The organism is Okibacterium endophyticum (assembly GCF_054780075.1).
Genome location: NZ_BAAGXA010000009.1, coordinates 15,894 through 37,790, shown reverse-complemented (window position 1 = coordinate 37,790; position 21,897 = coordinate 15,894). Strand labels below are relative to the sequence as shown.

The following is a 21,897-nucleotide window of genomic DNA, read 5'->3' as shown; positions in this document are numbered from 1 at the left end:
GAAACCGGGTCGCGCGTTCGGGTCACGCGACTCGGGGCTGTGTGGGAGTTGCGGTGGTCTGCAGCTGCGGGACGTCGAGGGGGTAAGACCCCGACGTACCGGCTGCTGAGAACTACTCTGCCCCGAGCGAAGCAGCATTGCCGCGAGTATGCCGCAGTGTCACCTCAAGAATTGATCAAGATTCGCGTACGGCCCGCCGGCATCCGGAGTCGCCTATGGCCGAGGGGCGGAAGACCCTGCCACGACCACCCTGTTGCCGCCCGCACGTGTCGCCTCATCGCAGGCCTGCTCGGCGGCCTGCAACAGGCTGGTGAAGTCGTGGGGGGTCTCGAAAGAGTCTGCGACCCCGAAGCTCGCACTCAGGCGAAAGCCTCCCCTGCTGTCGATGGGCCGGTCCACGAGGGCACCGAGCACACGCACGGCGTGCTCTTTCGCCTGATCAGCGGTCACCACGTTCATAACGATCACGAACCGGCCCCCGGAACGATGCCCGATGATCGACGTCGGCGGAAGCTCGGCCCTGAGGCTTGCGGCGAAGCCGGCGATCGCCTCGTCTCCGAACTGGCGCCCGAACGCGAGGTTGATCTCAGGAAGGTTGTCGAGGTGTCCGACGATCAGGGCGCTCTCGCCGTGATGAGCGACGACACGATCGACACGGTCGCCCGCCCCCATCACGAACGCCCTCCACTCGAGCACCCCCATGGAGAAGGTCGATACGCCCGACCGACGCCACGTGCTCGCCCCGTGCCCGCGCTCCGCCCGCAGGATGGACATCGCCACCGCGATGACGACGATCAGCACCGTCACAACGACAGCTGTCGCCTGCTCGCCGACATAACGACTGAAAGCATCGCTGTGCGGCCCGGCGACGATGAAGAGCACGAATCGAGCGCCATAGAAGATCGCGGCCGTTGCAAGAACGGCGAGCATCACCCGCCCGTTCACACGTCGGCCGAGCAGACCTCTGCCGCACTCGATCGCGCCGAGCGCCGCGAAGAGCGCGATTGCCCCATAGGTCGCACCGCCCCCGGCCCACTCACCGAGGAGGGGCAGTTCAAACGCCGAGATGACGCCGGCAGCAACCGCTGAGGCGAGCGGAAGCACCAGCATCGACGTTCTCGAGTTGAACGATCGCGCTCCGGCCCAGACGGCCCCGATACTGCCCACGAGGCTGGCGTTCGCGACGGGCAGCACCCACTGAGCATCTGGCTGCAGTGCCCACGACGCGAGCGCGAGCACGGCGAGCATGGCGAGAATGAAGCACATGCTCCACAGACGGCCGGTGAGGTCGTTGTTGCCCAGGAGCGTGTTCATCACGAAGATCAGGCCGATGGTGACGATCACGAGGCCGCTCATCACCATGATGGTGAGTGTGTCAAGCGTCACGATGTGCTCCGTCGTTGTGTGAGATGCGCGGCAGAGTCAGCACCATCGTCGTTCCGTGCGGTCCGCTCGATTCGAGTGACAGCTCACCATCGTGCTGTCTCGCCATGTCCCGGCTGATCGGCAATCCGAGGCCTGTGCCGTGGATGCTCGTTCCCCTGACCTCTTCTGATCGGTAGAACCGCTCGAAGACACGATCCTGCTCCTTCTCGGCCATTCCTCGGCCTGTGTCGCTCACCCGAACCGCTATCTGAGTCTCGTTCGATGTCACGCGCACGCTGACCTCGCCTCCGTCATTGTTGTATTTGATGGCGTTCGAGAGCAGGTTGTCGATGATCTGACGCACACGAAAAGCGTCAGCTCGCACCGTGGTGTCGTCTCGTGCCGCGAAGCCGAGCGTGATGGACCGCTGCTTCGCAAGCGGTTCGAATGACTGCACCGCCTGCCGGGCGATGGCGGCGATATCGCAGTCGGAGAACGACATCTGGAGCTGGCCTCCGTCGCTCTTCGCCGCGAGAAAGTCCGAGACGATGGCGAGCAGGCGATCGGCATTCTTCGATGCGATGTGGACGTGGCGTTTCGTCTGATCAGACAGGGTGACGTCATCGTGCACAAGCTCAAGATAGCCGAGCAGCGAGGTGAGCGGTGTGCGCAACTCGTGTGAGACGCTCGCCACGAGGTCGTCCCTCGCGCGGATGCTCTCGGAGAGCTCCGTGACGTCGCGCGAGATGAGAACGGCGCCCTCCCGGTTTCCGCGCTCGTCGTGCAACTGACGACCCGTCACAGCGAGCGCACGCTGAGGGTACCCCGGCTGCCCGGCCCAGACCAGTTCATCCTCGAACGTCTGCCCGCGCAACAGGCGATTGTATGGACGGTCGTCTTCGTCGATGACCGTCACTCGGTCCTCTGCATAGACCACAGCCGGCACGATCTGCCGAGGTTCAACCGCCACGAGCTGCATCCACTCCCGGTAGGCGCGGTTCACGATGAGCGGACGGTTGAGGGAATCGACGGCCACCACTCCGAAGTTCACCGCATTGAGGATCTCGTCGAGCATTCGCTCCTGGCGTTTTGCGCGGCTGAGAGCCTCTTCGAGCATCACGGCCTGACGGTCGAGCAGCACCCGCTGCGCCCTGGTTCGTCTGACCGTCAGATAGGACGACATCGAGACGAACGCCAGCACGATCGGCACGACCACAAGTCGAGGCAGCGCGTCTCCGGTGATCCCCGTGAACTCGGGAATCGTTGTCGCCCACAGCAGCGCGAACGAAAAGACAGGGCCGACGACGGCACCCCAGATACCGAAGTTGGTGGCGAGCCAGATCACCGGAAACACCATCAGCACGCTCGAACCGAGTTCGTCTCTGCCCTCGCGGGTCAGGATGATCGCCACGAGGTCGAGCAACGGAACACACGCGATCATCCACCGCGGCACTCGTGACCACGGCACAACGGCGGCGATGGTCGTCAGGCCGACGATCGCTGCGACACCGGCGAAATAGAGGGGTTCGGCTGTCTGTCCCGTCACCACGAAGTCGATCACCACGAGCAGCAGCACTCCTGCGCCGAGAAGCAGCTGCGACAGGAACACCGACGACTCGAGACTGAGCCCTCTGCGCACCTCGTCTCGCACCGCTGCGTGCCCGGATGCAACGGTCATGGCAGGGTCGGGCGCGTCGTCGTGGGCAGGCGGGTCGTGGGCAGGCGGGTTGTCGTCGCCAGACGACGCACGCCGAAGATGCGCGGCACCAGCGGACTGCGCGCCCGCTGCCGTCCGCTCCCCCGAGATGCCGGGCGCCCCATCGTGCCTCATCGCTTGATTCTAATGTGGCACGCGGCACGATCCCGCGCCGGCGGCGGGTCAGGCTGGAGCGAGTGAGGAGTTCGCGTGCTTCGTCTGCGCGACAAGCTCCGCGATCTGCACGGCGTTGAGAGCCGCGCCCTTTCTCAGATTGTCATTCGAGATGAAGAGAACAAGCCCTTTGCCCTTCGGCGCGCTCTGATCCACACGGATGCGCCCGACGAACGAGGGGTCTTTGCCTGCCGCTTCGAGAGGTGTCGGCACATCTGCGAGTGCGACACCTGGCGCATCCGCCAGCAGTTCGCGAGCGCGTTCAGGTGTGATCTCGTGTGCGAACTCGGCATTGATCGAGAGGGAGTGACCGGTGAAGACCGGCACACGCACACACGTGCCCGAGATGAGCAGGTCGGGCTTCTCGAGAATCTTGCGGCTTTCGTTGCGCAGCTTCTTCTCTTCGTCTGTCTCGTTGTCTCCGTCGTCGACGATCGAGCCGGCGAGCGGGATGACGTCGAACGCGATGGGACGAACGTACTTCACGGGCTCGGGCATCTGCACAGCTGCCCCATCGTGCACCAGGTCGAGCAGGTGTTCGTCTGCTACAGCCGCCTTCGTCTGTTCGGCGAGTTCTTCGGCGCCGGCGAGGCCCGAGCCCGAGACCGCCTGATATGTGCTCACGATCAGCCTCTCGAGGGTGGCATCGGCGTCGAGCACCTTGAGCACCGGCATCGCCGCCATGGTTGTGCAGTTCGGGTTGGCGATGATGCCCTTGCGGGCTTCGGCGATCGCGTGCGGGTTGACCTCGCTGACGACGAGCGGAACGTCGGGGTCCATGCGCCAGGCGCTGGAGTTGTCGATGACAATCGCTCCCGCGTCTGCAAACCGGGCGGCGTGCGCGCGGGATCCGGTCGCGCCGGCCGAGAAGAGCGCGATGTCGAGACCGCTCGGGTCGGCGGTCTCCACGTCTTCGACCGTGTATTCCGCTCCGGCGAACGTGAGCACGGAGCCCGCGGACCTGGCTGTGGCGAAGAAACGGATCTCAGAGATCGGAAAGGAGCGCTCCTCGAGCAGCGCGCGCATCACCGTGCCCACCTGTCCGGTTGCGCCGACGATTCCGACGCGTACTCCGTTGCCCATGTCCGTTCCCTTCGCGCGCATCGTATGGTGCGCATCACTTCGTTCAGTCAATTGTCCCAGATTCCGGACACGAGTCAGTCCCTGTCGCCGGGTCAGCGGCCGGTGCCCCCGTGCACAGCGGCGTCTTCGTCACCGTCGAGCTCGAAGGCACTGTGCACAACGCGCGCTGCCTCGTTGACGGTGTCTGCACGCGTCACGATCGAGATGCGGATGTCGCTGGTCGAGATCATCTCGATGTTGATGCTTGCCTTGTGCAGCGCCTCGAAGAGTTTCGCCGAGACGCCGGCGTTCGCCTTCATGCCCGCTCCGACCAGCGCGAGCTTGCCGATCTGGTCGTCGTGCTGAAGCGCTTCGAATGCGACGGTCTCCTGCTCGGCCCTCAGCGCCGTGAGCACCGAATGCGCCTGCGACATCGGCAGTGTGAACGAGATGTCGGTGCGACCGGTGGCAGCGGCAGAGACGTTCTGCACGATCATGTCGACGTTCGCGTCGGTCTTCGCGACGATCTTGAAGATCTCGGCTGCCTTGCCCGGAACGTCTGGCACGCCGACGACTGTGATCTTGGCCTCGCTCAGATCGGTGGCGATGCCCGTGACGATGGGTTGTTCCACTTTTTCACCCTCTTTCGGGTTGTAGACGAGGGTTCCCTCGTGGTTGTTGAAGCTGGATCGCACGTGAAGCGTCACACCGTGCCTGCGGGCGTATTCCACAGCCCGGATGTAGAGCACCTTCGCTCCGTTCGCCGCGAGCTCGAGCATCTCTTCGGCGGTGATCTTCTCGATCTTGCGGGCGCGGGGCACCACACGAGGGTCCATGGTGAAGATGCCGTCGACATCCGTGTAGATCTCGCAGATGTCGGCGTCGAGCGCCGCAGCGAGCGCGACGGCGGTGGTGTCGGAACCGCCGCGACCGAGGGTCGTGATGTCTGCGGTGTCTGCGGACAGACCTTGGAAACCGGCGACGATCACGATCGAGCCCTCGTCGAGTGCCTTGCGCAGCCGCACCGGTGTGACGTCGACGATCTGTGCTGACCCATGGCGGTTCGTTGTCATCATCCCGGCCTGCGGCCCTGAGAACGACCGTGCATCCTGACCCATCGTCTTGATCGCCATGGCGAGCAGGGCGACAGAGATCCGCTCGCCGCTCGAGAGCAGCATGTCGAGCTCACGCGGTTCAGGCATCGGAGTCACCTCGTGGGCGAGGTCAAGCAGTTCGTCTGTGGTGTCGCCCATCGCAGACACGGCAACCACCACGTCGTGCCCGGCACGGCGCGTCTCGACGATGCGTTTGGCGACGCGTTTGATGCTCTCGGCATCAGCGACTGAGGATCCGCCGAACTTCTGCACGATCAGGCTCACGTGACCTCCTGACGGGGTGGTGGGGGGTTTGGTACAGCTTCCCATCCTAGAGTGCGAGACATGCCTCACCCGCCATGCGACGGTTCACGCTCGTAAGCGGATCCCGTAAGCGGATCTCGTAAGCGGATCTCGTAAGCTCGGCACATGGCATCCACTCGTTCCGCACGCTCAGCAAACAGCAGGACAACGGCCCTGGTGAGCCTGGTCCTCTCGGTCGTCGCGCTTCCCTGGGGCATCGCCGGTGCCTTCGCCCCGTTCTTCGTGTATTTCGGAACGGGTGTCTACAGTCAGAGCCCACCGCTCACCCTCGCGTCCGTGATCGGCGTCGCGCTTCTCGGCTTCTCGCTGCCGGTTCTCACGATCGTGCTCTCGGCGCGGGTACTGCGCAGGCGGACCACGGACGGTGTGGCGAAGAACATCGCCATCGCTGCTCTCGCCATCGGGATCATCGCGTGCGTCGCCGTGATCTCGGGCAGCCTGCCCATCGTCTTCGAGGCGGCAGCGAGGCTCGGGGGCTCTTGAACCCCCGGCTCACGCGGACTGGTCTGAAAGAGGGCTCCGTCTGACTCTGAAGCCCGGAACGAGACGAACGCAGCACGGGCATGCGGCGGCAGGCCTACGAGACGACAGTGCGTCCTTCGAATGCCCTGCCCAGGGTGACTTCGTCTGCGTACTCGAGGTCTCCGCCGACGGGAAGCCCCGATGCGAGGCGTGTGACCCGCATTCCGAGGGGCGCGAGTATGCGCGACAGATAAGTCGCCGTGGCTTCGCCCTCGAGGTTCGGATCCGTCGCGATGATCACCTCTGTGACGCCTGTGTCGGCCAGGCGCTGCATCAGTTGACGGATGCGCAACTGGTCCGGCCCGATACCGTCGATGGGGCTGATCGCGCCGCCGAGCACGTGGTACAGCCCGCGGAACTCCCTGGTCCGCTCGATCGCGACGACGTCTTTCGCTTCTTCGACGACACAGATCGACGCGGGGTTGCGACGGGGATCGCGGCAGATCGAACAGGTCTCCTGCTCGGCGACGTTGCCACAGATCTCGCAGAAATGCACCTTCGTGCGCACGTCGACGAGCAGCTCGGCCAGCCTCGACACGTCGAAACTCTCGGTCTGCAGAATGTGGAATGCGATGCGCTGGGCCGATTTGGGCCCGATTCCGGGCAGACGCCCGAACTCATCGATCAGCTCTTGGACGATTCCCTCGTACACGTCTCACTCCCCCGTCATCGGTTGAAACCGGCGCGAGGGGTGTGCGGCTGTTCCTCGATGAACGTCGCGCCCAGAAGTTCGCGCACAACTGCTTCGCCATAGCGGCTGGCGCCTGCCGGATGGGCGGGACGCCTGTCGCCCGTTGACGTAGCGGCAGCGGGAGCAGAGGACGGCCCAGGTGTTGACGGCGCAGGCGTTGTCGGCGCAGGCGTTGTCGGCGCAGGCGTTGTCGAGCCCGATGCCTCCGGTGTGTCCGTCGTCAGCGGGGCAGCCGGCGCGACGGGAGCCCGAGGCGGTATGGGCGTCACCGTGCGTGTGGCCATCGGGTCGTCGGCCGGGTCCGGATATGGAGGCTCATCGTCTGGCGGTGGAGCGTCTGCATCGTCTGGCTCGCCGTATGCGCCGGATGACAGGGGTGACGCGCTCGAGGCCCTCAGATCGGACTGCATCTCGGTGACGGCCGAAGCGGCGGTCACGGGCTCACTGGCCGACGAGCCGTGCGCCGACGGCGGGTCGTCGTCTGTCTGCGGAATCGCCACAACGTTCCAGCCGACCGATGGTGCGGACGCGGGGCCTGATTCTCCCGAGGTGGCGCCGGGGGCCCGCGATGCAGAAGGTGTTGCGGGAGCGGCGGCAGGCGCTGGGGCAACCCGTGTTGCGGCGGCCGCCGTCGCGGCAGACGATGTCACGGCAGACGATGTCGCACTCGGCCGCTCCAGGTCGTCGCCGGCCCTCGACGATGCAGCGGGGGCGGGCTGCGCTCGAGCGGCGGGAGCCGGAGCATCGCGCTCCGGTGTCTGAGCATCACGGCCTTCACGAGGCCCTGCGGGCACACCGCCCGGGCTGGGATCACCCGCCGGGTTCGGCCCTGCACCACCGCTGCCGGGCTCGACCTGTGCGATGAACTTCACACTCACGCCGAGCACGTCGCTGATAGCGTGACGAACGATGCTGCTGACGCCCTCGCCCGCGGTGAGCTGTTTGAAGTCCTCAGCGTCTTTGCGGCTGGGGAACGAGAGCCGCAGAACGTGGTCGGCGTTGAAATCGCGAACGGTAGCTGTTGTCGCAACGAGCCACGCTGACCGCTTGACCTTGCTGACACGGTCGAGAATCTGTGGCCAGGCGTCTTTCATCTGCTGCAGGGTCACGGGGCCGACAGCTGCGCTCGTCGGTTCTGCGGCTTTGCCGCCTGCAGAAGGCGCCTGAGCCGACGCAGGGGCGGGTGCCTCTGCGGCAACGGCCGATGCAGCTTCTGACGCGTCTGACGCGGCAGACTGCTTCTGACGCGGGGGGGATGCCGTCGCCGGCGCTGGCGGAGCAGCTGCCGGCTGGCGGGCAGCCGCGGGCACTTCAGGTGCCGCCGATGTCGCCGATGTCGCCGGTGTCGCCGATCGAGCATCTGCGGGGCTCGCACCCGCGGATCCGGCCCCTGCCTCAACGCCGACACGACGTTCAAGGCGTTCCACACGGGCGAGTGCGCCGCGGTGCGTGTCGTCCATGGCGGGAACAAGCACGCGGGCGACCATGAGTTCGAGGTGCAGCCGCGGTGAGGTGGCTCCGGTCATCTCGCTCAGTGCCGTGTTGACGATATCGGCGGTTCGACTGAGCTCGGCTGAGCCGAACGCCGACGCCTGCACGGCCATATGGTCGAGCTCGTCCTGCGGAATACCGCGCAGAACGGCTGCGGCACCGTCACCGGTCGCGCCGACGACTATGAGGTCGCGCAATCGTTCGAGCAGGTCGTCGACGAACCGGCGAGGATCCTGGCCGGTCTGGATGACGCGATCGACGGCAGAGAACGCTGCGCCGGCATCCGTCGCCGACAGAGCGTCGATGACCTCGTCGAGCAGAGACGCGTGGGTGTAGCCGAGCAGTGCCACAGCGCGTTCGTAGTCGACGGAGTCGCCCTCTGATCCGGCCATCAGCTGGTCGAGCAGCGACAGGGTGTCGCGGGCGGAGCCGCCCCCCGCACGCACGACGAGGGGAAGAACGCCCGCCTCGACGGAGACCCCTTCTGCGTCGCACAGCGACTGCACGTATTCGAGCATCTGCGCCGGCGGAATGAGCCGGAACGGGTAGTGGTGCGTGCGTGAGCGGATGGTTCCGATCACCTTGTCCGGCTCGGTTGTCGCAAAGATGAACTTCACGTGCTCCGGCGGCTCTTCGACGATCTTGAGCAGCGCGTTGAAGCCCTGCGGTGTGACCATGTGGGCCTCGTCGAGGATAAAGATCTTGTATCGGTCACGAGCCGGAGCGAAGATGGCGCGCTCGCGCAGGTCTCGTGCGTCGTCGACGCCGTTGTGACTTGCCGCGTCGATCTCGACGACATCGAGTGAGCCGCCGCCCGCGCGCGAGAGCTCTATGCAGCTCGGGCAGGTTCCGCAGGGATTGTCTGTCGGCCCCTCGACGCAGTTCAGGCAGCGCGCCAGAATTCGAGCGGATGTCGTTTTGCCGCACCCCCGCGGACCGCTGAAGAGATAGGCATGGTTGACACGGTCGGAGCGCAGGGCCGTCATCAGGGGATCGGTCACCTGAGACTGGCCGATCATCTCAGCGAAGTTCTCTGGCCGGTAACGGCGATACAGGGCGGTAACCACGTGGTCCATGGTAGTCGTGCCCACTGACAGCCGGCTGGTCTCCACAGCGAAGACACTCGAGTCGCGTCAGCTCTCGTTCGAATGGAACCGTAGACTTATCTCGGTGACAGGTGTCGTGCATCCGGCATCGCCCCATCAGCGTGACCGATGGGGCGCGGATCCAGTCGGTTCGGGTCCGAATGGCTCCGCGCTAATCGACGAACCCTGTTCGTCTGCCGGTCCGCCGAATAACCTCTCGGGTGAGGTGAGCGGGCAGAGCCGGCGGCGCCTCGAGCGCCCCGCGGCACCTGTCACCCTTGCACGACCCACCGACACCACCCCACCGACACCAACCCTCCGACACCGACCCCACTGACACCAACGCGGCGCAGCGCATCCGTATGCCGGGTGTGACGACATCGCCCGCGTCTGCGGCCTCCTTGTGCCCAGCGGCTCCCTGAAGCAGCGCGCCTCCGCAACTCACCGCACTCGGGCCGCCTCAGCTCACTGACCGGGTGACAGCGAGGGCACCGGCAGGTCGAACACGTCTTCCAAGGCGAGCCTGGCCGCGTGAAAACCGCCCATCCCGTGCACACCCGGCCCGGGGGGAGTCGATGCCGAGCACAGATAGAGTCCGCGCGCGGGCGTGCGCCAGGGGTGCGAAGACAAAACCGGGCGAGCGATCAGTTGTCTGATGCTGACCGCGCCGCCCGAGATGTCTCCTCCGACGAAATTCGGGTTCTGTCTCTCCAGATCTGCCGCTGTCATCGATGCGCTTGCCATCACAACGTCGCGGAACCCCGGCGCGAAACGCTCGATCTGCGCGGTGATCGGCTCGGTCATGTCGCGTTCTGACCCGTGAGGAACATGGGTGTATGCCCACAGCGTGTGGCGCCCGATCGGGGCGCGAGAAGAATCGAACAGACTCGGTTGCGCAGCAAGCACGTACGGTGATTCGGCGTGCCCGCCGCGCGCGACTGCCGCCTCTGCCGCAGCGATCTCTGAACGCACGCCGCCCATGTGCACCGTGCCGGCCAGCCGAAGATCGGCGTTGCGCCATGGCACCGGCTCCGACAGAGCGAAATCCACCTTGGCCAGGCCATTGCCGTGTCGAAACCTCATCAGGGCACGCCGGTACCTGTTGCTCAAGCGGTCTCCAGCGATACTGACGAGCTGGCGAGGCGTGGTGTCGAAGATCACAGCCCGTGAGTCGGGCAGGTCTGCGAGCGACGATATCGTGCGACCCGTATGCACACGGCCACCGTGCTCCCGTATGTCGTCGACCATCGAGTTCACGATGGACTGCGAGCCGCCGACCGGGATCGGCCAGCCCACGCTGTGCGCGAGCAGCGCGAGCATCACACCGGGTGCTGCAGTGCCGAGCGAGGGCACTCGCCCCACCGCGTGGGCGAGGACTCCGGCGAGCATTGCGGGTGCGGTCTCACCCCTGAATCGCGCCGAGCCGAGTGCCGTGCCGAGTTCGAGCACACGAGTGGCATATCTGAAGGCCGTCACGGGGTGTCTCGGGATCGGGAGCATCGGGTTCATCACGAACTCGGCCACAGTGCCGCTGCGGTGCACGAGCGGGGCGAGGAGGCGGCGCCACGCTGGTCCGTCCGTTCCGAGACCCTCGACTGTGCGATCGAGGTCATGCCATGCGATTCCTGCGGCACCATCGTCAAAGGCATGACCATACGAGACATCGGGGATGCTGAACTCAACACGTCTGCTCAGTCCGAACTGCGCGAAGAACGGGGATGCATACGCCATCGGCTGCACCGCCGAACCCCAGTCATGCAGGAACCCGGGCTCGGTGAGTTCCAGTGTGCGCGCGCCACCGCCCAGGGTCTGCGCCGCCTCGAAGACGTCGACGGCGAGACCTGCACGCGCGAGGGTGACCGCTGCAGCAAGCCCGTTCGGCCCGCTGCCGACGATCGCGACGTCTGTCACTCGGGTTATCTCGCCTGATCGGCGGTCCGCTCGGCCGCCACGGGTTCCACTCGCCGGGGGCGCATACGATCGACGAGAATCTGACGCAGCACGCGCAGCACCTCTTTCGCCCACGCGATCGCCTGCACCCATGACCCATCGCGGATGAACAGCAGATCAAGAGCGATCATCGCGATGGAGAACGGCCACAGCCCGAGGAACAGCCCGATCCCGAAGTGCATGCCCAGAATCGCCAGGATCGCCGCATAGCGCGTCGGCTTCCAGAGCAACAGCACGGGAAAAAGGACCTGAGCCCAGATCGAGATCCATGAGCCGACGAACACAAACGGCGTGATCTGCCAGGCGAGCTGACTCAACGCGGGGAACGGCAGGAAAACGTCGAGCGAGAGCGCGTAGTACAACGCCGTGCCGTCGACCCATTCCTCACCCATGAGCTTGTAGATGCCCGAGTTCACGTAGACGAGCATGATCTGGTAGCAGCACAGGATCAACGCCGTGTTGTGTGCACCGTTCACCAGCCAGTCCGGCAACCAGCGTGGCCGCTGCCGTGCCGTGAGCCCGGCCGCGTGTCTCCGTGACCGCATCCAGGCATCCACCGACCAGTGCTGCGAGAGATTCGCGAAGACGAGGAACAGCAGCGTGATGCGCATCACGAGATCGCCGCCGTTGGTGAGCACCACGCTGTTCGTGGTCAGCGCCACCGAATACACGAGCAGGATCGGCGTCACGATCCGCGTCTGCCAGCCGATCATAAAGATGAAAGCGAGCACGATGAGGATGCCGTAGTTCAGGTCGAAGAGAAAAGCGTCGCTCTTCGAGAAGACGATCCTGAAGATCGCGGGGTAGTCGCGCTGCTGCACTGCAGGCTCGACCCAGGTGGCCCCGACACCCCAGAGATAGTGACGGTCGGCAGCGCTCGTGAGATAGAACCAGAGCATCGCGAAACCATAGAGAATCCGCAGAAGCGACAGGCTTCGAAGAGAATGCTGGGCTCCAGTGGTCCATGCGGCGAAGGCGTTGAACCACCCGGCCGGCCCAGATCTGAGCAGAGCCATGGGGCGAGAGCGCCGGATCCTGGTTGCGGCCATCATCGATCACCGTACCTGTCGATGACGTCTTTATAGACGTCGAGCACTGTCGGACGAATCACGTCATCGGCTTGGCGCCATCCGAAGGTGACGGTGGTCGGTTCGTGCTGCTCGGTCTCGTCGAAACGCTGATCGAAGTCGTTGGGGCGTTCCCGGTACACCTGCCAGCGCACGCGGATGATCTCTTGGTCGAAGTATGCAGTGGCGAAGTATGTGGCGTATTCCTTGACCATGTAGTCGTAGCGCAACAGATCGACCACACGAGAACGGCTCTCACCGAGCTCTGTGATCTCGTCGACCAGGCCTGCCGAGGGCTTTGCACGGAATCCACCCTCACCGTCACGTTCGATGAAGGTGTCTTTGACGATCGCCTTCTGCTCGTCGTTCAGCTTGTTGTAGCGACTCAGATAGAGAGACTGCAGGTTCCAGGACGATTTCTGTATGCGCGACGGAAGCATGTTGCCCTCAACGGCGTTCAGCTCGATGTCGGTCATGCTGATCCAGTCGCTCTTCACCCGCTCGCCGTTCTCGTCGAGCCACTGTGCCTGAATACGGAGCTCGGGGTTCGAACGCGCGATGTTCGGTGCGAAGACGTTCCATTTCTGCGTGAAATAGGGACTCGCCGCGCTGGTGAGCCCGCTGAGCGCGGACTTGACCGGGTTCGCCGGCAAAACGTACAGCATGGTCAGCAGTATGTAGAAGCCCACCACCGCGATCGTCGCGATGGAAGCATATTTCGCCGGTCGTGTGAGCTTGGTCACCGTTGTGTTTCCCCGTGGTCGTCGAATGCGCGACAACGTGTTTCACGTTGCCGACGCAAGGGGGCCGCGCCGCACAGTAGCGGCGAGGCCCCCCTGATCTTTACGTGCCTAGCTGTCGAGTCGGAACTTGCGAACCGCGAGCAATGCCGCGCCGGCGAACAACAGCAGTGCTGCCGCTCCGCCGATCAGCATGCCGCTGCCGTCAGCACCTGTCGATGGCAGGCTTGCCGGCTTCGCGGTAACCGTGAAGTCGGTCGCCTCAGCCGGTCCGGTCAGTTCACCGGTCTCGCTTCCGACCAGTTCGACCCGGTGGTTGCCGAGTTCGAAGTCAGAACCGACAGCGAACGTCCACGTCGCGGTTCCACTCTCGTTCGCGACCTGCGCGGGCAGGTCGAACGGAGTCGAGTGCACGCTGGCACTGACCGTCTCGCCCGGCTCGAACCCGGCAGCCGTGACGGTCTGGCTTACACCAGTGCCACGGACTATCGACTTGTGCCCGACGGTTGCAGAGCGGTCATCGCTGTCGCCACCGTCTGCGTCGATATCGGCAGCAGCGTCCGCGTCGGTCGCAGCGTCGGTGTCGGTCGCGGCGTCGGTGTCGGTCGCAGCGTCGGTGTCGACGTCGGTCGCGGCGTCGGTGTCGACGTCGGTCGCGGCGTCGGTGTCGACGTCGGTCGCGGCGTCGGTGTCGACGTCGGTCGCAGCATCGGTGTCAACGTCAGTCGCAACGTCCGTGTCCGTCGCAGCATCCGTGTCAACGTCAGTCGCAACGTCCGTGTCCGTGGCAGCGTCAGTGTCGACATCCGTCGCAACATCAACATCCGTCGCGGCGTCAGTATCGACGTCAGTCGCAGCATCCGTGTCAACGTCAGTCGCAACATCCGTGTCCGTGGCAGCGTCAGTGTCAACGTCAGTCGCAACGTCAGTGTCAACATCCGTCGCAACATCAACGTCCGTCGCGGCATCCGTGTCAACGTCAGTCGCGACATCAACGTCCGTCGCAGCATCCGTGTCAACGTCAGTCGCGACATCAACATCGGTCGCAGCATCCGTGTCAACGTCAGTCGCGACATCAACATCGGTCGCAGCATCCGTGTCAACGTCAGTCGCGACATCAACATCGGTCGCAGCATCCGTGTCAACGTCAGTCGCGACATCAACATCCGTCGCAGCATCCGTGTCAACGTCAGTCGCAACGTCCGTGTCAACATCTGCCGCGGCATCGGTGTCGACGTCCGTCGCAACATCAACGTCAGTCGCGGCGTCGGTGTCGACGTCGGTCGCGACATCAACATCCGTCGCGTCCGTGTCGACATCCGTTGCCGTGCCAACTTCGATGGTGATACCCACCGAGTCGGTGGTCACCTCATCAGCCGGAGTGGTCTGCGTCGCGGTGATCTCGTGGCTGCCGACCGGCAGCTCGGGAACAGTGACCGTCCAGGTTCCGTCGTCGGCGACAGTCGTCACCTGGTCAGGAGCTCCGGGAACCGTCACAACGACCTCGGCTCCGGGAGTACCGGTGCCGGTGACGTCGACATCGGATGTGTCGGTGTCTGTCGGAACCGTGATCACGTCGCCGTCTGTCGGGCTGGTGATCACAACAGCTGCCGCGGTCGCCCGGACAGTTGCCGATGCCAGGTTGACCTCGGCGAGCGGGGTTGTCAGAACCGGCAGCAGTGAGATCGACACAGCACGCTGGGTGAACGACGTGTCGTCGTAAGCACCGTCTGTGGTGAAGTCACCCGGGGTCTCTTGCACGTTGGCCGTGATCGAGACGACCTGGTTGAGCACACCCGCGAGCGGCGCAAGCGCTGCTACGGCCAACTCAACAGCCGGACGGAAGGTGGTGTCGAGAATTCCGACATCCGTGATCGCGTCTGTCAGCGGCTGCACGATCGCCGGCAGCAGCGTGCCGGTCACGACCTGAAGGATCGGCTCGAGGAGCGTACCGATCGGGATCGCCCCGAGGGCTGTCGTTCCGCTGGTGTCGATCGTCGGGGGCGTTGAACCCTCAGCCCCGAGGAATCCGCCAACGGTGCCGGTGATGAGCACGTCGATGTTCGCGAGTGGAATATTCGGCAACAGCGGAGGATCGAGGGCCGCGTCTGCCGTCAGGTTCAACTCGAGCGTGGCGTTGTTGAGGGTGTCGGTGGCAGCGGTCACGAGCAGCGCCGGAATCTGGTCGAGGATCGACCCGATCGCGCCGTCGAGGCCGGCCTGGATGAGCCCCGGCTCGAGGATCTCTGTGTTCGGGTCGAGCCCGTTCAGAGTTCCGTCGTAGGTTCCCCCCTGAGAGTCGGCGATGAGCTTCGCGAGATCGATCGACACCTCACCGGTGCTGAAGTCGATCGTGACCGCGCTGTCGGCGCTCGTGATCGGAGCATCCGTCAGAGCAGCCAGTGCCTCTTGAAGGTCGACGGTGAGACCTGCGGTGAGAGCCACATTGTCAACGGCCACAAGACCGCCGCTGACGGCGCCGAGCGCTTCAGCGAGCGGAGCGACCAGGTCATCGGCGATACCGCTGAGCGCTGAACCGAGTGCTCCGTCAGGACCGGTGATGCCGTTGGCCGTCGCGCTCGCCACGCCGAGGGCGTCATCGAGGGCTGCGGTCAGCTGCTGCACAGCGGGGCTGATCAGAGTCGCTGTGCCGTTCGCGATCTGGTAGTCACCGACGGGTTCCTCACCCGCTGTAGCAGTCGCTGCGGCAGACAGCGCTCCGAGTTCGATACGAAGCTCAGAGACGAGGCCGTCGGTCACACCACCGAGGCCCGCGTTGTCAAGCAATTGTGTGAGGTCGAGGAACGCGTTGTCCTGCGCGCCATTCCCGCCTGCGGCGATCAGACCCTCACTGGTGAGAGCACCAGACGAGGCATATGACTCAGTCGGTGTTGCGCTCGCATACTGTCCGAGCGCGCCGGCTCCGATCACACCGTTCGGACCGAACAGCTGGATCCCGTCACCGAGATCGATGTTGAGTGCGTCGAGCACGGCGATGTCGAGAGCACTCGACTCGGTTCCCGGATCACTCGGATCGGCTTTGTATGCGGGCTCGAGGCCGACGACGTCGTTCAGGTTGACCGTTCCGCCGCCGCTGACAACACGCCCTTCGGCCTCGGAGACGTCGGTCTCGAGGGCCATCGCGGATGTCACAGAGCCAAAGGTGAAGAGGCTTGCCGCCCCAACTACAGCTGCGAGTTTCACCCCCGTCCGTCGCGATCTGGTTGAAACTCTTTCCCTGTTGTGCATCCCGATTTTCCCCTTTATTTTCGAGTAGCTATTCAGTTCGTGGCGCAGACGTAGCCTGCCCCTTGACGAGGGCATACAGCATCCGCACCGAATGTGCGGTACCCCGAACCCCGACGACCTGAATCGCATCCCCGAAGGTGCAGACACCGCACCGACGCCCAACCTAGGGGCAAATGGCAACCTGCGCAAGCATTATTGCGATTCTCTTTACGCCGTCCTCCGCCGTCGACGGCGATATGCCGCAAGTACGAGCGACCGGTTCCACCAGGCGAGTGAAGAGCAGCACGATTCTTCGTCTGAACCCCCGATGATGGCGCTTTTATGCCCGATCGTGACCTCTGCGCACGTCGGTTTTCGAGGACCCCGTCAGGAAGGATGTGGCAACGTCCCATACCTGCCGTGTGCTCTGGTAGCGGAAAAGCTGGAGAAGCTAGAGACGCCAGGGAGTCGAACTCGAGATCGGGGTCAGCTACGAACACCAGGGCAGCGCAAACTCGGGCAACACACGTTCTGCTGCTTTCTCGATCATGCTTCTGAGGAACCGGCCTCAGTCACGCTCCTCAGTCCCCGGCTGCCGAGTGCCGTACACAACGTCGGAGATCAGCACGGCTCTGCGCACTGATCCCCCAGAACCAGTCACTGAGACGCCGAAACTCCGAAGTCGTGCACACTGCACCGCGATGTGCCCGGTGTTCCGGTGTTCCGGTGTTCCGGTGTTCCGGTGCTCCGGTGCTCCACAGGCAGGGTGCCAAACCCTTGTTTCCCACAGATCGCGAGAAACCGACACCCCCGCGCTGCCGTACACGACGATTCCGCTATGCCACTTTCGTTGTGTCGCTACGGCCATGTCGTCTCGTTCCGACGGCTTGTTGAAGCTGGTGCCACCAGGCGCTCCATTTCACGAGCGGTGGAGCGTGGAGCGATCACACGGGTCGCCAGGGGCGTCTATGCGTGCCCCCATGTCGACAGTGAGAGAGTCGCGTCTCTTGCCGCAGGCACGCAGATCGACTGCATCAGCGCTCTCGCGCGGCACGGCGTCTGGTCTGGCATTCATCCCCACACGCTGCATCTCAGGGCGGATCCTCATCAGCACACTCGTAGGCTGCCCGCCGATGCACGTGTGCATTGGTCAGTCGGCGCGAAGCCCGTCGAGGGAGGAGAAGTGTCTCCCGTCGACGCACTCCTGCAGGCGGTGACGTGTCTCTCGCCGGCGGACTGGCTCGCCAGCCTCGAGTCGTCGCTCCATCAGCTCTACATCGGCGAAGGGGAACTCGACGAGATCATCTCGCGTGTGCCGGCGCGAATCAAACCGATGATCGACAAGCTGGATCGTGGCGCGCAGTCCGGCTATGAGACTCACACGCGACTGTTGCTCGTCGAGGCGGGCCACCGCGTGCGAACGCAGGTCCATGTTCCCGGCGCCGGTGCTCTCGACCTGCTCGTGGACGAGCGCGTGGGGGTCGAAACCGACGGTGAGCGCTGGCACGGCCCAGACCGGTTTCTGCCGGACCGCACCAAAGACCTGCGTGTCGAACGTTATGGCATCCGTGTGTTGCGCATCGCCCGCCCGCACATCTTCGACCAATGGTCGTTGACTCTCGCGGCCATCGAGCGGATGCTCATCGGTTGAGCTGCTCGTACACAACCGCGGAGATCGTTGCTGCAGAGCACCAAAACCGGGCGTAGCGGCGGCGTTGCGGCTGAGCCTCCGAAGCTGTGCACGATGGCACGCAGAACAGAGCCCGGTGCCAGAAGGGGTGGCGGGCACAACTGCGGAGATCGGCCAGGTTCGAAGGACAATCCGCGCAAAACAGGGATGCTGTGGGAGAAACTCCGAAGTTCTGCACGAGCGCCGAGCGCGGCACGCCTGCACCGCTATCGCACCGCTCACCCCACCGTGGCGAGCGTCTGCCGAGCGATCTCGAGCTCTTCGTCGGTCGGCACGACGAGCACCGTGACCTCTGACGCGTCTGCGGAGATCACCCGCACCCCGCGCGAGCCCGATTCGTTGCGCGAGTCGTCGATCTCGATGCCGAGCCGCCCGAGCCCGGCGAGCGATTCGCGTCGCACCAGTGGGCTGTTCTCTCCGACACCTGCCGTGAACGAGATCACATCGACCCGACCGAGCTGCGCGTAGTAGTTGCCGACGTACCCCTTGAGCCTGTGCACATACACGTCGAGCGCGAGCCGCGCCGCCTGATCGCCCTCGTCGGCCAGGCGCTGCAGATCTCGCATGTCGCCGACACCAGAGAGTCCGAGCAGTCCGCTCCGTCGGTTGACGAGGTCGTCGAGCTGGTCGACGCTCATCCCCGCCCTCCTGTGCAGATGAACGAGCACGGCCGGGTCGATGTCACCCGTGCGCGTGCCCATCACGAGGCCCTCGAGCGGCGTCATGCCCATCGACGTCTCGACCGACTCGCCCCCGGCGACAGCCGTGATCGACGCGCCGTTGCCGAGGTGCAGCACCAGCTGATTGATCTCGTCGAGCGGGCGCCCCAGAAACTGCGCGGCGGCTTCGGAGACATACTTGTGCGACGTGCCGTGAAAGCCGTATCGCCGCACCCTGTACTTCTCGGCCACCCCGGCGTCCAGGGCATAGGTGTATGCCGCCGGCGGAAGCGTCTGGTGAAACGCCGTGTCGAAGACCACAACGTGCGGCACGTCGGCGAACGTCTTCTGGGCGGCCTCGATGCCCTGCAGGTTCGCCGGGTTGTGCAGCGGGGCGAGTTCGGCGAGGTCTTCGATGTTGATCTTGACGAGGTCCGTCACGATGGTGGGCTCGAAGAAGCGCTTGCCTCCGTGCACAACACGGTGCCCGACGGCGACAGGCGGATGCTCGTCGAGCGATGGCCCGTCAGCCCGGAATGCGTCGAGCATGACCTCGAATCCGTGGGTGTGATCCCGGATGTCGAGGTCACGCTCGGTCGTGGCGCCGTCGGCGTTGATGTGGGACGCATGACCGTCTGACGCACCGATGCGCTCCACGAGGCCTGAGGCGAGTGTGCGTTCGTGGTCCATGTCGATCAGCTGGTACTTGAACGACGACGATCCCGAATTGACCACGAGCACACAGCTCATGAGCCGGCCGCCTGGATCGCCGTGATCGCCACGGTGTTCACGATGTCGCTCACGAGGGAGCCGCGGGACAGGTCGTTGATCGGTTTGTTGAGACCCTGCAGCACCGGACCGATGGCGACCGCGCCAGCCGACCGCTGCACGGCCTTATAGGTGTTGTTCCCTGTATTCAGATCGGGGAATATGAAGACGGTTGCGCGTCCAGCCACGGCCGAATCGGGCATTTTCGCCGCGGCCACCGCGACATCCGCTGCAGCGTCGTACTGGATCGGACCCTCGACGGGCAGGTCAGGGCGCCTGGACCGCACCAGCGCCGTCGCCTCACGTACCTTCTCGACATCGGCTCCCGTGCCGGAGCTGCCCGTCGAATACGACAGCATCGCCACCCGGGGCTCTATGCCGAACTGCTCGGCCGTCTCGGTGGACGAGATCGCGATGTCGGCCAACTGTGAGGCATCGGGGTCCGGGATCACCGCGCAGTCGCCATAGACGAGAACACGGTCTGCGAGCGCCATCAGGAACACCGAGGACACCACGTCGACGCCCGGCTTGGTCTTGATGATCTCGAAACCGGGGCGGATGGTGTGCGCCGTCGTGTGGGTCGCGCCAGAGACCATGCCGTCTGCGAGACCCATGTGCACCATCATCGTGCCGAAGTACGACACGTCGGTCACGATGTCGCGCGCCTGTTCGACGGTCATGCCCTTGTGCGCACGCAGGCGGGCATATTCCTCGGCGAACTTCAGCACGAGAACGGGGTCATACGACGACAGCACCTCGGCTTTCGAGATGTCGAGGCCCAGTTCGATCGCCCGTGACCTGACCTCGAAGGTCTCGCCCAGGATGGTGAGATCGGCGACCCCGCGCGCGAGCAGAGTGTGCGCGGCCCGCAGGATGCGGTCGTCTTCGCCCTCGGGAAGCACTATGTGCTTGCGCTTCGACCTGGCACGCTCGAGCAGTGCGTACTCGAACATCAGCGGGGTCACCACACTCGTCTCGGCGACGTTCAGCCGGTCGAGCAGAGCGGATGCGTCCACGTGCTTCTCGAAGAGCGCCAGCGCCGAGTCGTACTTGCGCTGGGAGTCCGCCGCCAGCCGACCGCGGGTGCGGGTGATGCGCACAACGGTGTCGTAGGTTCCGAACTCGGTGCGGATGATCGGCAGCGCCGGGCCGAGGCCGTCGAGCAGGCGCTCGATCGGTTCGGGCAGGTCGAACCCGCCGTTCAGCACGATGCCCGAGATCGAGGGGAAGACCCCGGAGGATTGCGCGAGCATCGCGGCGACGAGCACCTCGGTGCGATCGCCGGCGACGACGAGCACAGCGCCCTCGATGAGGCGGGGAAGCACGTTGACCATGCTCATGCCGGCGACCACGACACCGAGGGCCTCCCTGGCCAGCTGCGCAGGCTCACCCTTCAGCAGTTCGCCGTCGACGGCATCCATGATCGACTGCATGCTCGGGGCGACGAGGTAGGGATCTTCGGGGATCGCCCACACCGGAACCCCCTGGGCGAAGGCCTCGATCTCGCTCACGATCTCGTCGAGGTGGTCTGGATCCGCACGGTTCGCAATGACGGCAAGCAGGCTCGCGTGCGCGTCTGTCAGCTCGGCGATCGACATCTCGGCGATGTTCTGCATGTCGGCCGGTGTGCGCGGATCGGCGAGCCCGAGCCGTTCGCCGGAACCCTGGCCTGCGCGTCCGCCGAGCACCAGAAGCACAGGAGCGCCGAGGTTCGCGGCGATTCTGGCGTTGTAGCCGAGTTCTGTCGGGCTTCCGACGTCTGTGTAATCCGAGCCGAGGATCACCACGGCGTCGCACTGTGCCTCGACCGACTTGTAGCGCTGCACGATCCGCGACAGGGCGGCATCCGTGTCTTCGCGCACGTCGTCGTAGGTGACGCCTATGCAGTCCTCATAGGCGAGGTCGACGCTCTCGTGCTGTCGCAGCAGTTCGACCACATAGTCGGGTTCGTCTGAGGAGCGGGCGACCGGGCGGAACACTCCGACGCGCTGCACGCGGTGCGAGAGCGTGTCGAGGGTGCCGAGAGCGATAGTCGATTTGCCCGTGTGCCCTTCGGCTGACGTGATGTAGATCGAACGGGCCATGAAACCCCCAGTGTGTAAGCGCGTTGCTCCTAATCTACAGTGCGTAGAGGGTGGCGGACCGAGCGATGTGCGGAGCAACGTGCAGCGGCCAGACTGAGTCGCGCGCACGGTATGGGTCTCGACAAGCTCGCCCACCGCTGAGGCCACACCGGTGGTTGTGCAGGCCGGGAGCAACGAGCGCCCGTGTCGAAACCTGCCCTGGTCTCG

Annotated in this window: 14 protein-coding genes and 1 pseudogene; 3 read left to right on the top strand and 12 right to left on the bottom strand. The window is 64.8% G+C overall.

Annotated features, from left to right (window positions below; all coding sequences use genetic code 11):
• Positions 1-213: 213 nt before the first annotated feature.
• The 4 genes from ACYVF5_RS13030 to ACYVF5_RS13015 form a co-directional block, all read right to left on the bottom strand.
• Entirely contained in the window at positions 214-1,386 is a 1,173-nt protein-coding gene (locus ACYVF5_RS13030; RefSeq protein WP_460947080.1) for a GGDEF domain-containing protein, read from the bottom strand.
• On the bottom strand, positions 1,376-3,196 hold the full coding sequence (locus tag ACYVF5_RS13025) for a sensor histidine kinase (protein ID WP_460947078.1): 1,821 nt from the start codon (positions 3,194-3,196) through the stop codon (positions 1,376-1,378). The genes ACYVF5_RS13030 and ACYVF5_RS13025 overlap by 11 nt, the downstream gene beginning before the upstream one ends.
• 48 nt (positions 3,197-3,244) lie before the next feature.
• Positions 3,245-4,318, bottom strand: a complete 1,074-nt coding sequence (locus ACYVF5_RS13020; RefSeq protein WP_460947076.1) for an aspartate-semialdehyde dehydrogenase — start codon at positions 4,316-4,318, stop codon at positions 3,245-3,247.
• Between the two features lie 92 nt (positions 4,319-4,410).
• Positions 4,411-5,676: an aspartate kinase gene (locus tag ACYVF5_RS13015; RefSeq protein ID WP_460947074.1), complete on the bottom strand. Its 1,266-nt coding sequence runs from the start codon at positions 5,674-5,676 to the stop codon at positions 4,411-4,413.
• Between the two features lie 144 nt (positions 5,677-5,820).
• On the opposite strand from ACYVF5_RS13015, the gene ACYVF5_RS13010 reads away from it, so the two are divergent.
• Positions 5,821-6,198 carry a hypothetical protein gene (locus tag ACYVF5_RS13010; protein ID WP_460947072.1) on the top strand — a complete coding sequence of 126 codons (378 nt, stop codon included), beginning with the start codon at positions 5,821-5,823 and terminating at the stop codon, positions 6,196-6,198.
• 94 nt (positions 6,199-6,292) lie between these two features.
• Here the strand turns inward: ACYVF5_RS13010 and recR are convergent, their stop codons facing one another.
• From recR to ACYVF5_RS12980, 6 genes are all read right to left on the bottom strand, one after another.
• Positions 6,293-6,889, bottom strand: a complete 597-nt coding sequence (gene recR, locus ACYVF5_RS13005; RefSeq protein ID WP_460947070.1) for a recombination mediator RecR — start codon at positions 6,887-6,889, stop codon at positions 6,293-6,295.
• A 14-nt stretch (positions 6,890-6,903) separates the two neighbouring features.
• On the bottom strand, positions 6,904-9,486 hold the full coding sequence (locus ACYVF5_RS13000) for a DNA polymerase III subunit gamma and tau (RefSeq protein ID WP_460947068.1): 2,583 nt from the start codon (positions 9,484-9,486) through the stop codon (positions 6,904-6,906).
• A 483-nt stretch (positions 9,487-9,969) separates the two neighbouring features.
• Positions 9,970-11,415, bottom strand: a complete 1,446-nt coding sequence (locus ACYVF5_RS12995; protein ID WP_460947066.1) for a phytoene desaturase family protein — start codon at positions 11,413-11,415, stop codon at positions 9,970-9,972.
• Between the two features lie 5 nt (positions 11,416-11,420).
• Positions 11,421-12,470 (bottom strand): HTTM domain-containing protein, encoded by a 1,050-nt coding sequence (locus ACYVF5_RS12990; RefSeq protein ID WP_460947064.1) that lies wholly within the window; start codon positions 12,468-12,470, stop codon positions 11,421-11,423.
• 32 nt (positions 12,471-12,502) lie between these two features.
• On the bottom strand, positions 12,503-13,264 hold the full coding sequence (locus ACYVF5_RS12985; protein ID WP_460947062.1) for a DUF5819 family protein: 762 nt from the start codon (positions 13,262-13,264) through the stop codon (positions 12,503-12,505).
• Between the two features lie 108 nt (positions 13,265-13,372).
• Positions 13,373-16,402, bottom strand: a complete 3,030-nt coding sequence (locus ACYVF5_RS12980; protein WP_460947060.1) for a choice-of-anchor G family protein — start codon at positions 16,400-16,402, stop codon at positions 13,373-13,375.
• A gap of 925 nt (positions 16,403-17,327) precedes the next feature.
• Between ACYVF5_RS12980 and ACYVF5_RS12975 the strand changes: the two are divergent.
• Positions 17,328-17,450, top strand: a pseudogene (locus ACYVF5_RS12975) (hypothetical protein); the annotation flags it as partial.
• Between the two features lie 222 nt (positions 17,451-17,672).
• Complete coding sequence (locus ACYVF5_RS12970) at positions 17,673-18,140, top strand: hypothetical protein (RefSeq protein ID WP_460947159.1); 468 nt, start codon at positions 17,673-17,675, stop codon at positions 18,138-18,140.
• Positions 18,141-18,397: 257 nt separating this feature from the next.
• Here ACYVF5_RS12970 and ACYVF5_RS12965 read toward each other — a convergent pair whose 3' ends face one another.
• Together ACYVF5_RS12965 and pta are read right to left on the bottom strand one after the other, a co-directional pair.
• On the bottom strand, positions 18,398-19,588 hold the full coding sequence (locus ACYVF5_RS12965; protein WP_460947058.1) for an acetate/propionate family kinase: 1,191 nt from the start codon (positions 19,586-19,588) through the stop codon (positions 18,398-18,400).
• Positions 19,585-21,690 (bottom strand): phosphate acetyltransferase, encoded by a 2,106-nt coding sequence (pta, locus tag ACYVF5_RS12960; protein ID WP_460947056.1) that lies wholly within the window; start codon positions 21,688-21,690, stop codon positions 19,585-19,587. The genes ACYVF5_RS12965 and pta overlap by 4 nt, the downstream gene beginning before the upstream one ends.
• Positions 21,691-21,897: the final 207 nt, after the last annotated feature.